The following is a 14,946-nucleotide window of genomic DNA, read 5'->3' on the forward strand; positions in this document are numbered from 1 at the left end:
GGGTCTGGCGTGAATCGGGCGAGCGCCCCAGCGCGAGCCCGAGAGGGTCAGCTGGCGCTAGCACGTCCTTTGCATTCTCTGCCACCGAAATACACGTATAGGTACACAAAAGGAGCTCCACCAGAATCTGGTGGAGCTCCTTTTGTCTTGTGGTTAGCTGACGACGTGGCCGGTCTCGTCCAGCAGCTTGGCGCGCAGTTCGCGGCGCTCAGCCTGGGCGTCCGGGTCGGGCAGCGGCACAGCGGCCAGCAGACGCTGGGTGTAGACCTCACGGGGGTGGCGCAGGATCTGCTCACGCGGGCCCTGCTCCACGATTTCACCGCGGCGCATCACCGCGATGCGGTCTGCCAGGGCGTCGATGACGGCCAGGTCGTGGGTGACGAAGAGGCAGGCGAAGCCCATTTCTTCCTGGAGCTCCTGGAAAAGCTCGAGCACACGGGCCTGGACCGATACGTCGAGGGCTGAGGTGGGCTCGTCCGCAATGAGGAGCTTGGGCTTGAGGGAGAGGGCGCGGGCGATGCCGACGCGCTGCTTCTGGCCGCCGGAGAGCTCGTGCGGGTAGCGGTTGCGGTAGGAGCGGGGCAGCTCTACACGGTCCAGGAGCTCCTCGATACGCTTCTGCAGCTCGGCTCCCTTAGCTACGCCAGCAAGCATCATGGGCTCACCGATGGATTCGCCGATGGGCAGGCGGGGGTTGAGGGAGGATGAGGGGTCCTGGAAGACCATACCCACGTGCTTGCGTACCTCGGCCAGGTCCTTGCGGCTGGGCTTGCGCATGTCGACGCCACAGACGTTTAGCTCACCTTCGGCAACCTGCAGGAAGCCGACGGTTGCGCGGCCGATGGTGGACTTACCGGAGCCCGATTCACCCACGAGCCCCAGTACCTCACCGGCACGGATTTCGAGGTTGGCGCCGGTGACGGCGCGGAAGGGGCCAACCCGCCCCTGCTTGGGGTACTCGAGGGCGACGTCCTTGAGGGAGAGGATGACGTCGCCGGTGCGCTGGGGGGCTACCTGCTCTAGCAGGGCGGTGGCCGGACGCTGGTTTTCGGCGGCGTCGTCGATGGCGGCGTTCACGTCGATTTCGTCGCCACCCAGGTGGAGCACGGCACCGAGTAGGGCCTGGGTGTACTCGTGCTGGGGGTTGTTGAAGACCTCGTGAATCTCGCCGGTCTCAACGATCTGGCCGCGGCGCATGACGGCAACACGGTCGGCCAGGTCGGCGACCACGCCCATATCGTGGGTGATCAGGATGATGGCTGAGTTGAGCTTCTTCTGCAGGTTGCGCATGAGCTCAAGAATTTCTGCCTGCACGGTCACGTCGAGTGCCGTGGTGGGCTCATCTGCAATGAGCAGTTTGGGGTTGGTGGAGAGCGACTGGGCGATCATGGCGCGCTGGCGCTGGCCACCGGACATCTGGTGGGGGTAGGAGTTGAAGGCCTTGATGGGGTCGGGCATTTCGACCATCTCAAGCATCTTGATGGCTTCTTCTTTAGCCTCTGCCGGTGAGATGTTCTTGTGCAGGCGCAGGGTTTCAACGATCTGGTCGCCCACGGTCATGACCGGGTTCATGGCGGTCATGGGTTCCTGGAAGATCACGGCGACTTCTTCACCGCGCACGCTGAGAAGCTCGGTGTTGGTCAGGCCGATGAGTTCGCGGCCGTTGAGCTTGACGGAGCCGGTGACGCGGGCGTTCTTGGGCAGCAGCCCGATCATACCCATGGACGAAACGGACTTACCTGAGCCGGATTCACCCACAATGGCGAGGACCTCACCGGCATGCACCTCGTAGTTGAGGTTCATGGCGGCGGGAACCCAGGTACGTTCGACGCCGAAGTCAACGCTGAGGTCGCGGACTTCGAGGACCGGCTGGGCGCCGGTTGGCTGAGTGGTTGGTGTATTCACTGGTTTTCCCAACTCTTGGTTGTTTCTGTAGAAGATTGGTGTGGTGGAGCTGTCTCATCTGAGAGAATCGAGAGACTATGAAGTCTCAGTATTTGCAGAACCCTCCGGTTACCTTTCGCGTGAAGACCGCCCCTTTTTACACCTGGTGCGCTGTGCTGGTTGCAGCGAGCGTGCTGGTGGCCTTGGCAGTTAGCGGTGGCTTATCAGCCCTGCTGACCGGTGGCTGGGGCGTGCTGTGGATGGCCTATACCGTCTGGTACGTGCTGGGCCGATCCCGCCTGGTTGCTGGTGCCGACGACATCACCATCTATAACCCCTTTGTAACCCACCGGGTCAATTACGCTGCCCTGATTGATATTTCAACCAAGTACCATCTGACCCTGGTGACTCCCACCAAGCGTTTTCAGGCTTTTGGTTTGCCGTCAAGCGGTATGGTGGCGTCCCTTTCTGCCCATCGTCAGGATCTTGAGCGTTTGCCCGCTATCACCTACGGTGCAGAGCGGTCAGTGCGCGCTTCGGATCTTCCGAATTCGGCGGCGGGGGCGGTTGCCCTGGTGCTGCGCGGCTACTGGCAGGAGCTGGTTGAGGACGCTGCCCTTGAGGCGGTTCCGCCCCGGCAGGAAAGCCGGGTGGACGCCCGTGGGCTGGCTATTTTCATCCTTTTGCTTCTGGCCGCTGTGGCTGGCTTAGCCTTCTAAGCTTTCGGTAGGCCGGGAGGTTCTGCCTTCTCTATTCGGTTATCAACGAGGCGGTGAGTGCTGGTGCGCTCACCGCCTCGTGCGATGAGAGCTACTTGTTCTGAGGTGAGCCTGCCGGGCCGTCCAGGTCCTGGTCAAGGGAGTCTGAGGTTCGGCTGCTGGCGGGGGTCTCTACCTCTGAGGCAAGGGAGGTGTGTACCGTGGCGGTGCCTGCCGCGGCAGTAGCTGCTGCGGGGGTGGTTGCTGAGCCGTCGATACCCACGCCGTTTTCGGCTGAGTGGGCGGTACGCTTGGTTGCCTTCTTGGGGTTGAACTTCTTCTGGCGGGGGTCAAAGGCGTCACGCAGGCCGTCGCCAACGAAGTTGACGGCCAGTGAAATCACCAGAATGAAGAGGCCGGGGAACCAGAAGAGCCAGGGGCGGGTAGAGAAGGCTGACTGGTTCGCTGAAATCAGTGAACCCAGTGACCAGTCGGGGGCCTTGATGCCGAAGCCCAGGTAGGAGAGCGCGGTTTCGGTCAGAATTGCGGAGCTCATCATCAGTGACACGTTCACGGTGACCACGCCGATGGCGTTGGGAAGGATGTGCTTGAAGATGATGCGCAGGTCCGAGGCACCTGCCAGGCGGGCGGCGTCCACGAACTCGCGTTCGCGCAGGGAGAGGAACTCTGCGCGGACCAGACGGGCCAGGGATGACCAGAAGAGTAGACCCACGACCACACCGAACATGATGGTGTTCCAGATGCCGTGGAAGTAGCTACCGGCCAGCTTACCGAGCACGGCGGTCAGCAGCATCAGGGGGATGATGATAACCATGTCGGTAAAGCGCATGATGACGGCTTCAATCCAGCCGCGGTAGTAGCCTGCCAGACCACCGAAGAGCACGCCGAGGAAGCCGGCGATGCTGGTAATCAGGATGACCACCAGGAAGGTGTTCTGCACGCCGCGCATGGTCATGGCGAAGAGGTCACGACCGGTGGCGTCCTGGCCAAACCAGTGCTGGGCGTTGGGGGCTGCACCGTTGACGATGGGGTTCATCTCGGTGTAGTTGTACTTCCACCAGCCGGGGATGGGGCCCACGCCGATGGAGGTAATCGCCAGCAGGAGCACGGCGATAAGAATCGCCAGGGAGATAACCGCACCGGTGTTCTGGCGGAAGCGCTTGCGCACAATCTGGCCCTGGGTCTTACCCACGGACTCTTGAGCGCGGATATCGACGTTGGTTTCGACGGAGCGCAGGGCGGTGGTCTCGGTGGTGGGCTCCTTAGCGGGCCCTGAGCTGAGGTTCTTGTCGTTGGTGCTCATTATGCTTTCACCCTCACACGCGGGTCGAGGGCTGAGTAGAGAAGGTCAGCCACAAGGTTGAAGACGAGCGCCAGGATGCCGGTCAGCAGGAAGACGCCCATAACGGGGTTGGGGTCGGTGTGGGCCAGCGAGTCGAGGAAGAGGGTACCCATGCCCTTGAAGGCGAAGATACGCTCGGTGATCGCTGCGCCACCGATGATGCCGCCGATGTCCATGGCGATGATGGTTGCCAGGGGGATCAGGGCGTTGCGGAAGGCGTGCTTCATGACGACGGAGCGCTCTGAGACACCCTTGGCGCGGGCGGTGCGGATGTAGTCCTGGTTCATGATTTCGAGCATGGACGCACGTGAGTAGCGTGAGTAGGACGCCAGTGAAATCAGGGTTAGGGCGATGGTGGGGAGCAGGATGTGGGTGAGGGTATCTGTGTTCAGAATCCAGAAGTCACCCTGCAGGTTGGGGGTAGAAGCGTTGGCAGTGGGGATAGGACGGCCCTTGATACGGCTGTTGCTGATGTAGGCGGGCCAGGCCTGCATGAAGCGGTCGGCGATAATTAGCAGAGCCATGGCCAGGCCGGTGAGCATACCGACGCGGGCACCCTGGCCCTTGTCGTAGCCACCCCAACCGAGACCGACAATCCAGCCCAGAGCCATGAATGCCAGGGTGATGAGGACGACCATAAGCATGGTGGCCAGGTCGAGCAGGTTCTGCAGGGGGAAGTAGGCAGCTAGGCCAACGACGACCATGGTTAGACCTGCACCCAGGGCACGGCGGTTACGCAGGCCGGAGACCAGGATGGTGAAAATGACGGCGGCGCCCAGGCCCAGGGGCAGCATGAAGGGGATGCCCAGGAAGGGGGTGAGGAACCACTTGGTGGTGGAAACGAAGACGATAGCGCCCGCGGTGATGACGAAGCCCAGCAGGCCCATCAGGTAGCGGGTCTTCTGCTTGCCGAAGGAGGCGGAGTACCAGAAGAGGCCTGCCAGCACCGATATGAGCAGGGTCGTGGGTATGGTGACCACCGGGTTGCGGAGGAAGTCGTTGAAGCCGATGGCGACGAATTCCTTGAGCAGAACTGCGATCCAGAAGGAGGGCAGGGAGAAGAAGAGGAAGCTGGCGAAGGTCACGGTGTAGTCCAGGCCTGAGTACTGGCGCAGGGCTGAGATGATACCCAGGCTGACACCGATCAGGATGGAGAGCACGGTGGCTGCTACGACCAGGGTAAGGGTCTGGTAGACAGCGTTAGAGAGAAGCTGGGTGACGGGTGTGCCTGCCAGGTTCTGACCAAAGTCGCACTTACCTGCAAAGCAGCCAAGCACGCCGCCAAGCCACTTGAAGTAGCGCAGGGGGGCAGGGACATCGAGATCGAGGGCATCGATGCGCTGGGCAATCAGTGCTTCTTTGTTGGGGGAAGTCGAGGTGCGTAGTTCTTCGAGGGGATCGCCCGCGATAGCCACGAGGTTGTAGATGAGGAACGATGCACCGAAGAGAATGAACACTGCGGTGATCAGGCGCCTCACGGAGTACATGAGCATGATGAATCCTGATGGGTAGGGGAGCACACCCTGGGAATAGGAGGGTGCTCTCAAAACAGCCAGAGGCGCGGACGCTCGTGAGCGTCCGCGCCGTAGGGCAGTTACAGATTGTTAGTTGCCATCTGTAGCGTGACTAGAGCGTAACTGTACTTACTCTGCGATGTCCCACTCTTCGATGTTCCAGGTCAGGGGCTGCTGACCGGGCTTGGGCTGTACACCGGTGATGGTGTCGGAAACCGAGGTAACAGCGATGGACTGGAAGAGGGGCAGACCGTAGCCGTCCTTGAACAGTTCGCCGTCTGCCTGCATCTTCAGTTCTTCGATGCGGGCGGTGTCGGTGGTGGTCATGATTTCATCGGCTGCTGCGTCAACGGTTGCGTTGGAGTAGCCGGTGAAGTTGGAGGATGAACCGGTCTTGAAGATCTGGCCCAGTGAGGAGTTACCTACACCTGAGGAAACCCAGCCGAAGATGGATGCCTCGTAGTCGCCACCGGCCAGCAGAGATGACCACTGCTCGCTACCGGCATCAACAACCACGAAGCCTGCCTTCTCAGCGGATTCCTTGATCATCTGGAAGGAGTTGATGCGGTTGGGGTTCTTGTTGTTGTAGAGGATGCGGATGGTGGGGGTCTGGCCGCCCAGCAGTTCCTTAGCCTTCTCGATGTTGGCGTCCATGTCGTCTGAGGGGTAATCAGAGGAGTTGTTGGACTCAACGGTCTTGGCGTAGTTCTCAGCGTCGGAAGCTACGTAGAGCTGGGAGTTCAGAACCTGAGCATCGGCGTCCATGGGCTTGATGAGCTTGTCGACGATGTCCTGGCGGGGAACGGTCAGCAGGAAGGCCTTACGGACGTTCTCGTCAGCGAAGGGTGAGCCTTCCTTGACGTTCAGGTCGAGGTGGTCGTAAGCCTGGTCGGGCTGGGTTTCGGTGACAACGCCGCTCAGAGCTTCAAGCTGGGAGACGGTGTCGATGGAGGCCTGGGGGGCAACGGCGTTGACTTCGCCGTTCTGCAGAGCCTGAATCTGGGTTGCAACGTCGCCCTGAACCTTGAGCACAACCTCGTTGATGGCGGGCTTCTTGTCACCCTGGTAGTTGGGGTTGGCGGTCAGGGTAACTGACTGGTTCTCTTCAACAGCGGTGACCAGGTAGGGGCCGTTGCCCACGGTCAGAGCTTCGTTGGCAGGCATGGTGGTGGTGTTGTAGCCGGTGTTCCAAGCGTCTGCGATCTTGCGCAGGTTCTCGTTCTCTTCACCGGGGGTAGCGGTCTCGATGGCCTCGATGAGCTCGTCTTCGGTCATACCGGCCAGCTCAGCAACAACGTGGGCGGGCTTGTCGATGTCGTAGGCGATTTCCCAGTCAGCAAAAGCCTTGGGGTAGGTGAAGGAGATGGAGCGGCCGTCTTCGCTCACAACGGGGACCTCTGCGCCGCCGAGGCCAGCGGTTTCACCTGCGAAGTCGAAGTAGGTGAGTTCGCCGTCTTCGCTGTCGAAGTGGCCTGACTGAGCAGCCCATGCCAGGAGCAGGTCGCCCTTGTCGATGTCGTTGCCATCTGACCACTTCTGGTCGTCGTTGACCTTGTAGTCAACCTTGATGCCTTCGCCCTCTTCAGTCATGGAGTAGGTGCCGAACCACTCGTTGTGGCGGATGTCGAAGGTGTTGGTGATGGTGTAGAAGCCACGGTTGGTCATCTGAGCGATGATGCCGTTGGTGTCTGAGTTACCTTCAGCGGTGCCTACGTTCAGTGAGGAGAAAACGTTGGTGATAGCAATTGAAACTGACTTGTCTGATGCAGCTGCGTCGGAGCCTGAGGTGCTGGAGGCGCCGGTGTCGGAGCTGGCGCAGGCTGAGAGAGCCAGGGCAGCTACAGCTGAGAGGCCGAGAGCTGAGGAAATGCGGGTCTTGCGCATTAGTGTCTCCTTGCTGAAAAGGGGAAATGTATGTTGTGGTCCGCGATCTTCACCCTGTGTGTGCGGGGCGGCGCAAGCCTTCCCAACTCTTGGGTGTGGTGAATCACACGATGTGTAATGTATATACTAGGTCACTTTTGGGGAACTGCGCCACAAAAACCCCTGTTTATATGTAAAACTCTTCAAAAAAATGTAAAAAATACGTTACAGCGTCTTTTTAGCTCATGAATTTGGCGTAGCTTTTCTTCTTTTGCTATCGCTCGATGGGGCGCACCATGTGCACGTGCTCGATACCCGCTTCCAGGTAGGGCTCCCCCACAACTTCAAAGCCTGCCGCCCCGTAGTAGCTCTCTGCTAGGTAGGCCTGGGCGCTAATAGAGATGCGTTCGGCCTCAGTGTTTTCTTCAATCCAGGTCAGTGCCTCATTGAGTAGGCGGCGGCCCAAGCCGGTGCCGCGGGCGTCCGGATGTACTGCCACCCGACCCAGCGTCCAGGCACCGGGATCAGCCGGGTGGGACTCGTCCGAGAACGTCGCCAAATCAAAAAGCCGCAGATAGGCCAAAACCTCACCGCGCTCATTGGCGTGGAAGAAGTGCAGGGCCTGCCGGTCTGCCCGGTCGACCTCGTTCTCTTCGGTAATCTTCTGGCCCACCACAAAGACCAGCCCGCGCAGCAGGTAAATCTCGTTGAGTTCATCAAGAGTCAGGTCATAAAAGGATTTCAGGGTAAACATACAGTCATTCTAAAACCCGTTGAACTGCACTTATTACCGGGCAGTAACTATGAGATTTGCTTAAAGGCATAGAAAGCCGCCCCGCACCGTCCGGAAGGACGATGCGGGGCGGCGCATCAAAGAGCGTGACAGGATTACTTGGTGGTAACCTTCAGCAGCTCAGAGCCGGGCTGGACGGCGCCGGTAGCGCCCTCAACCTCAGCGAAGCGGTTGGTATTGGTGACCAGAACGGGGGTTACCAGGGAGTAGCCGGCGTTCTTGATAATCTCGGGGTCGAAGGTCAGCAGGATGTCGCCGGGATTGACGCGCTGGCCCTTTTCAACCTTCACGTCGAAGCCTTCGCCGTTCAGGTTGACGGTGTCGATACCTACGTGAATGAGCAGTTCTACACCGTTGTCGAGCTTCAGGCCGATAGCGTGGCCGGAAGGCATGGTGACGGAGACCTTACCGGCGGCGGGAGCTACCACGGTGTTGCCGGTGGGGACGATGGCTGCACCCTTGCCGAGCTTTTCGGCGGCAAAGATGGGGTCGGGGGTCTCAGACAGGGGAACTGCCTGGCCTTCGAGGGGGGATGCCATGGTCAGGACGGTGCCTGCTGCGGGTGCTGCTGCCTCTTCAGCGGCCCAGGGGGTAGCTGAGGTGGTGGCGGCGTCCGCTTCGTTGCGAACCTCGGTGGCTGCGGGGGTAGCTGCCTCGGCAGCGGATTCGCCGATGCCGGTTTCTGCAACGGCTGCGGCCTTGGCGGCGGCTTCAGCCTTCTGGTCCTTGGACTCGTAGCCGAAGATCAGTACACCTGCCATAGCGCCGAAGAAGGCGATGGCCAGACCAATCATGTAGAGGTACCAGGGCTGCATTGCGGGGATAGAAATCAGGGAGGTGAAGGCGAAGGCGTAGGACTTAACACCCAGGGCTGAGATGGTGGCACCACCGATGATGGCGGGAACCAGAATCAGGGGGAAGACGCGCTTGTAGCGCAGGACGATGCCGTAGAGGGAGGGCTCGGAGATACCACCGAGCAGACCCGAGGCGGCCGCGCCGACAGCGGTCTGGCGCAGTTCCTTGTTGCGGCGAGCCACAATAGCAACACCGGTGACAACGCCGAAGACGGCGAAGTTGTAGGCGCCCATGGGGGACTGGATGAAGTCCACGCCGTCGGTCTGCAGGTTGTTAATCATGACGGCGTTCAGGGGCCAGTGCAGACCCAGGGGAACCATGAAGAGGTAGAGACCGGCGATGAGGCCACCGACCAGCCAGGGGGCGATTTCGTTGACGCCGCCGATGAAGTCAGAGATAGCCAGAGCGAACTTGATGCCGATGGGGCCGATGAGGAAGGCGGTCAGGGGCACCAGAATCATGACGGAGAGCATGGGCACGAAGACCATGTGCAGCATGGTGGGGATGACCTTCTTCAGGAAGCGCTCCAGGGGAGCCAGCAGAGCTGCTGCGAAGAGGGGCGGGAAGATCTGGCCGGTGTAGTTCATGACGTACAGGGGCAGGTCAAGACCCAGGAAGGGGACGCGGACGACGCCGTCCACTGCGATGTCTGCAAAGCCCTGGAAGGTGCCGGTCATGAGGGCTGCGGGGATAGCCGCACCGACCCACATGTTGGCGCCCAGGCGCTTAGCTGCGGTTGCGCCCAGCATGATGGGCATGAACTGCAGGACTGACAGGGAGGCTGCCAGCATGATGAACCAGAAGGGGAAGGCTGCGCGCCATTCGTTGAGCATGGCGGCTGCGGCATCGGCGTCGGCCAGGCGGGGGCCGTTGACGATGTCGATGTTAACGACCTGACCGGTGAGGTCGGTGTACTGACCGAAGTAGCCCAGCTGCTGCAGGAAGACGATCAGGGTCAGAATCATGGAGGTGCCCAGCAGCGCCCAGAGGATGGGGCGGAAGGAGTCTGAGAGCACGTCGAAGACGCGGGTCAGGGCGCCGGCCTTCTTCTCGTCGGTGGCTACTGCGCCCTTGGAGGAGCTTTCGCCGACGGAGCTCATGCCGGGCAGCTTGACCATTTCGTTGTAGACCGATTCGACCTTGTCGCCGAGGACGACCTGGGTCTGGCCGGACTGCTCGATGATGGAGAGCACGCCGGGGATGTTTTCGATCTTGGTGCGGTCGATGGCGCTGTTGGACTTGGGGGTCACGCGCAGGCGGGTGGCGCAGTGGGTAAAGTGCGAGATGTTCTCGGGGCCGCCCAGGCCTTCGAGGATCTTCTCGCCCATCTGTGAGTTATTCACGGGTGGAACCTTACTGGTGTGTGCGGATTGCTAGCTGTTAAGACGAAAAAGACCCGAGTTGCCTATCGGACCGTGTGCCCTGATGCGGGTAGACGGGTGCTCATGGAAGCGGCGTGGGCGCGGGTGCACCGGTGCCGTATGAGCTGATAGCAACTCAGGTCTTGCCTGCTGAACCAGTAACAATCCTGATGATTGACTACATAGAGTGTGGGGTGTGAACCCCGTTCGTGGTCAAGCGTACTCCCTGAGGTTAGCCCTGTGCAAGTACCTGGGGGTGTTTGGCTCGCAGCCAGGCGGTGTGCAGGCGCAGGTTGATTTCGATAGCTAGGCAGCCCAGAGCGGCTGAGCCTAGGGTGGCTAGTAAGTATGCCCCGGTAGGAATGGTGAACTGGTGGTACCAGAGCGAGGGCGGGAGTAGGAGAACCAGGGCCAGCCCGGCGTACATGGCCGCCACGATAGCCAGGCGGACGCCGCGCACGGGCCGCACTACGGTGGTGATGTTGTAGATACCCATGAGTACAAGGGCGATGAAGGTGGCGGTCTGAATTTCCGCTGTAGCGACCCCGGCGAGAGCGTGCCCGTAGCCGTTGACGAAGACCAGTACCGCTGTGATGATAACGGCTGCCGGTAGGGCATAGTGCAGGGCCCTGCCCAAGAAGCCGCTGACGTAGCGGCGGGTGTTAGGCAGCATGGTCAGGAAGAAGGCGGGGCCACCTACAATGAGCAGGTCGGCGGTGGAGTACTGACGCGGCAGGAAGGGGAACTGCCAGCAGAGCACGCCCAGGGTGAGACCCAGCAGGATAGCGAAGGCAGTCTTGGTGAGGAAGAGGTTGGTGACCCGCTCGATATTGGCGATAATCTTGCGCCCCTCGGCGAGTACACCGGGTAGGCGGTCAAAGCGTCCGTCGAGAAGCACTAGGCGCGATACTGCCTTGGTGGCGGGCGCTGCGTTGCCCATGGCGATGCCCAGGTCGGCGTGCTTGAGGGCCAGGGCGTCGTTGATACCGTCGCCGGTCATCGCTACTACGTGCCCGGCCTCGCGCAGACCCAGCACCATGTTCTTCTTCTGTTCGGGAGAGACCCGGCCAAAGACGGCGTGGGTTCGGGCAGCCTCTACCAGCTCAGGGCCAGATTCGGGCAGGGTTGAGGCATCGACTGCACCGGCTGAGACGTCCATACCGGCGGCTGCCGCTGCGGCCGCTACCGTGCGGGGGTTATCGCCAGAGAAGACCTTCAGGTCGATGCCCTGGCTTCTGAAGTAGGCCAGGGTTTCGGGGGCCTCGGAGCGTACCTGCTCACGGAAAATCACGAGCACCTGGGGCTCAAGGCCGGTAGGAACCCGGGTGGCTACCTTGCCGGAAGGCTCGCGCAGAAGGGTGGGGGCGTGGGCCAGCACCAGCACACGCAGCCCGCTCTCGGCTAGCTCACCGGCCAGGTCGCGGGTAGCAGAGCCTTCGGGCAAAAGTGCCTCGGGGGCACCGAGTAGCCAGGCACCGGTGCCCGTGAACTCTACACCGCTAAAGCGCAGGGCAGATGAGAAGGGCAGGACGCCGGTGGCAGCCGGGACGCTAGCACCGGCAGGGGCTGCGGCGCCCGCTGCCTCAGCAAAGGGCTCTTTCAGGGCAGCCGCGGTGGGGTTAGCGTTCTGGTCGGCTCCCAACCAACCCAGGGCGGCAGCCCAGCCGTCCTTAACCCGGGAAGCGGCGGCGTCCTGATACCCGGCCTCTGCCCAGAGCACCTGCCCGGTCAGGGAGCGAACCGAATCAAAGCGCACCCCGCCCTCGGTCAGGGTGCCGGTCTTATCGAAGCAGACGGTATCAACGCGGGCCAGCACCTCAACGGCGGGCTGCTCCTGAATCAGCACCTCGGTGCGGGCCAGCTTAACCGATGCCACGGCAAAGGAAATCGTGGTCATCAGGGCCAGGCCCTGGGGAATCATGGAGGCCACCGACGAGACAGAGGTAATCAGGGCATCACGCCAGGCCCCTGAATCAAGGGCCAGCTGCCAGCCGCCGGCGGCCTGCATCTGCCCGTTGAGCACAATCGCGATGATGGGAACCAGGGCCCAGGTGATCCAGGTGACCACCCGTTCCATACCCGCCCGGAGCTCCGAATGGATGGTGGTGAACTGGCGGGCCTCGGCCGTAATTTTCGCGGCACGGGAGGTAGCCCCCACCGCCGTCAGCCGCACCTTGCCCGACCCACCAATCACGGATGAAGCCGATAGGACGCCGTCCCCCGGCACCTTGCCAACGGGGTCGTTTTCGCCGGTGAGCAGGGATTCATCAAGGTCCAGGCCGTCGCTGGTGAGCACCACGGCGTCGGCAGGAACCTGGTCCCCGCGCTTGAGCAGAACCACATCATCGAGGACCAGCTCATCGAGGGCAACCGGCACTAGCTTGCCATCGCGCAGGGCGGTAGCCGGGTCGCGGCGTAGCAGGGCTATGCGGTCGAGCTGGCGCTTCGCCGAGAACTCCTGGGTGAAGCCGATGACCACGTTGGCAATAGCAGCCAAAAGGAAAAGGGTATCGAGCCAGGAACCCACCAGAATCACGGCCAGCCCGCAGAGCCCCAACACCAGGTTAAACATGGTGAACAGGTGGGTGCGGATAATGGTGGCGGTAGAGCGGGAGGTCGCATTATTCTGCGTATTCACTAACCCGGCAGAGGTGCGTTCAGCGACCTGCTCGCTGGTGAGCCCACCGGCCTCAAGGACGCTGTCTGGAGGGGTACTCACATTCACGCGGTGGGCAGGCGCGGTGTGAGACATAGGGGCTCCTTGGGCATTGGGCTGGTCAGGGTAGTAACCAGTCTAGTGGGAGAAGCTGAGGGCGCACGTCCGTCTCAAGGATGAAAACAGCCTCAGTCGCGGGCCGGAAGTACCAGCAGGCGCCCGGTCACCGGGTGGGTGAGCACCTCAATGGGGTGGCCGTAGACCGCGCTGAGCCGCTCGGCGGTGCAGACCTGCTGCGGGCGTCCTTGCGCCACCACCTGCCCCTGAGCAAGAAGCACCAGCCGGTCAGAGTAAGAGGCTGCAACATCGAGGTCGTGAAGGACTACCACCACAGCAGCCCCCTGCCGGGCGTAGGCGCGGGCGCGGGTGAGGGTCTGCTCCTGGTGCAGAATATCGAGGGCAGCGGTGGGCTCGTCGAGCAGGAGCAGGGGAGTGCGCTGGGCAAAGACCCGGGCCAGATGAGCTCGCCCGGCTTCACCACCCGAGAGGGTGCGCACGTCGCGGTCAGCCAGGTGGGCGGTATCGGTATCGGCAAGAGCAGCAGCAACAATCTCATGATCCTGTTCCGCCTGGGCAGTGCCCCGCCAGGGTGCCCTACCCATTTGCACCACCTGCCGTACGGTGTAGGAAAAAGCTACGGAGGTCTGCTGTAGCAGCATGGCTCGGGTGCGGGCTAACTCTACCGGCCGGTAGTCTGCCAGCGGACGTCCGCCCAGGGTAACCTGCCCCGAGCTGGGGGCAGCATCCCCTGCCAGCAGGGACAGCAGGGTCGATTTACCTGCCCCGTTGGGGCCGATAAGAGCTAGAACCTCACCGGGGGCAACCTCAAGCGAGACGTCGTGCAGAATCTGCCGCCCGTTCACCCGGTAGCTGACCGAATCGGCGACGAGTAAAGGTGCGGTCACAGGGCCCCCTTGGTTAGGGTTCGGCGGAGCAGGATAAAGAAGGTGGGGCCGCCCACCAGGGCGGTGAAGATGCCGATGGGCAGGTCGGCGAAGCTCACCAGGGTGCGGGCGGCGAGGTCGGAGGCTGCAATGAGCAGGGCACCGCCCAGGGCCGAGGCTGGTAGCAGTACCCGGTTGGAGGGCCCCACTACCATTCGGAGCAGATGCGGCACGATCAGACCTACAAAAGCGATGATGCCCGCGTAGGCGACCGCGGCCCCGGTGAGCAGGGCGGTGCAGACGATAGCTGCCAGGCGTAGGCGCTCTACATGAACGCCCGAGTGGGCAGCGGCCCGCTCGCCCAGGGCGAGCAGGTTGAGCTGCCGGGCCAAGAGAAAGCTACCGATAATACCGGCAGCCACAATCGGGGCACTGGTGGCTACCGCCGCCCAGGTCGCCCCGTTCAGGGAGCCCATCTGCCAGAAGATAATCTGGTCGCGGCTGGCGTCGTCGGCGATAAAGACCATCAGGGCAATCAGGGCGTTAGCCACGGCGGTTACGGCAATGCCGGTCAGAATCATCGACAGCACCTCTGCCCGCCCGCCGGAGCGGGAGAAGAGATACACCAGGGCGGTGGTGGCTAGCGCACAGGCGAAAGCGCAGAGGGGCACGGTGAACATACCCAGGGCATTCAGCCCCAGCACAATAGCCCCGCAGGCCCCCACCGCAGCACCGGCTGAAATGCCGATGACGCCCGGCTCAGCCAGCGGGTTGCCGAAGACCGCCTGCATCAGGGCGCCGGACGCCCCCAAGGCGGCACCCACCAGCAGCCCCAGCAGAATGCGGGGTAGGCGGATATTCCAGAGGGTGGCGTCTGCCAGCTGCATGGCAGGGTCGGCGGACGCCAGCCCCAGGTTGCGCAGGATACCCCCGGCAACCTGGGGGAGGGGAATCTCGAACTGGCCCAGGCTGGCTGATATGAGTACCGTGCCGAGCAACAGGAGGGGCAGGGCGG

The 14,946-nt window shown here is 62.0% G+C and carries 10 protein-coding genes; 1 reads left to right on the plus strand and 9 read right to left on the minus strand.

Translation table 11 applies throughout. From position 1 onward, the window contains the following. Window positions 1-153: 153 nt before the first annotated feature. The gene (locus L7A20_RS07245; RefSeq protein ID WP_237222941.1) at window positions 154-1,905 is read right to left on the minus strand and encodes an ABC transporter ATP-binding protein; all 1,752 of its coding nucleotides are present in this window, start codon (window positions 1,903-1,905) and stop codon (window positions 154-156) included. A 119-nt stretch (window positions 1,906-2,024) separates the two neighbouring features. Between L7A20_RS07245 and L7A20_RS07250 the strand changes: the two genes are divergently transcribed. Then, the gene (locus tag L7A20_RS07250; RefSeq protein ID WP_237222942.1) at window positions 2,025-2,603 is read left to right on the plus strand and encodes a hypothetical protein; all 579 of its coding nucleotides are present in this window, start codon (window positions 2,025-2,027) and stop codon (window positions 2,601-2,603) included. A gap of 91 nt (window positions 2,604-2,694) precedes the next feature. On the opposite strand, the gene L7A20_RS07255 is transcribed toward L7A20_RS07250, so the two are convergent. From L7A20_RS07255 to L7A20_RS07290, 8 genes are all read right to left on the minus strand, one after another. Then, window positions 2,695-3,906 (minus strand): ABC transporter permease, encoded by a 1,212-nt coding sequence (locus L7A20_RS07255; RefSeq protein ID WP_237222943.1) that lies wholly within the window; start codon window positions 3,904-3,906, stop codon window positions 2,695-2,697. After that, window positions 3,906-5,438, minus strand: coding sequence for an ABC transporter permease (locus L7A20_RS07260; protein ID WP_237222944.1), 1,533 nt, complete (start codon window positions 5,436-5,438; stop codon window positions 3,906-3,908). Before L7A20_RS07260 ends, L7A20_RS07255 begins: the two co-directional genes overlap by 1 nt. 150 nt (window positions 5,439-5,588) lie before the next feature. Then, the gene (locus L7A20_RS07265; protein ID WP_237222945.1) at window positions 5,589-7,343 is read right to left on the minus strand and encodes an ABC transporter family substrate-binding protein; all 1,755 of its coding nucleotides are present in this window, start codon (window positions 7,341-7,343) and stop codon (window positions 5,589-5,591) included. 253 nt (window positions 7,344-7,596) lie between these two features. Next, window positions 7,597-8,076: a GNAT family N-acetyltransferase gene (locus L7A20_RS07270; RefSeq protein WP_237222946.1), complete on the minus strand. Its 480-nt coding sequence runs from the start codon at window positions 8,074-8,076 to the stop codon at window positions 7,597-7,599. A gap of 134 nt (window positions 8,077-8,210) precedes the next feature. Continuing rightward, complete coding sequence (locus tag L7A20_RS07275; protein WP_237205854.1) at window positions 8,211-10,313, minus strand: glucose PTS transporter subunit IIA; 2,103 nt, start codon at window positions 10,311-10,313, stop codon at window positions 8,211-8,213. A 250-nt stretch (window positions 10,314-10,563) separates the two neighbouring features. Next, entirely contained in the window at window positions 10,564-13,083 is a 2,520-nt protein-coding gene (locus L7A20_RS07280) for an HAD-IC family P-type ATPase (protein ID WP_237222947.1), read from the minus strand. A gap of 92 nt (window positions 13,084-13,175) precedes the next feature. After that, window positions 13,176-13,952, minus strand: a complete 777-nt coding sequence (locus tag L7A20_RS07285) for a heme ABC transporter ATP-binding protein (protein WP_237198725.1) — start codon at window positions 13,950-13,952, stop codon at window positions 13,176-13,178. After that, entirely contained in the window at window positions 13,949-14,941 is a 993-nt protein-coding gene (locus L7A20_RS07290; RefSeq protein ID WP_423817434.1) for a FecCD family ABC transporter permease, read from the minus strand. The genes L7A20_RS07285 and L7A20_RS07290 overlap by 4 nt, the downstream gene beginning before the upstream one ends. Window positions 14,942-14,946 lie beyond the last annotated feature (5 nt).

This window comes from Rothia nasimurium (genome assembly GCF_928381415.1).
Classification (GTDB): Bacteria; Actinomycetota; Actinomycetes; order Actinomycetales; family Micrococcaceae; genus Rothia; species Rothia nasimurium_H.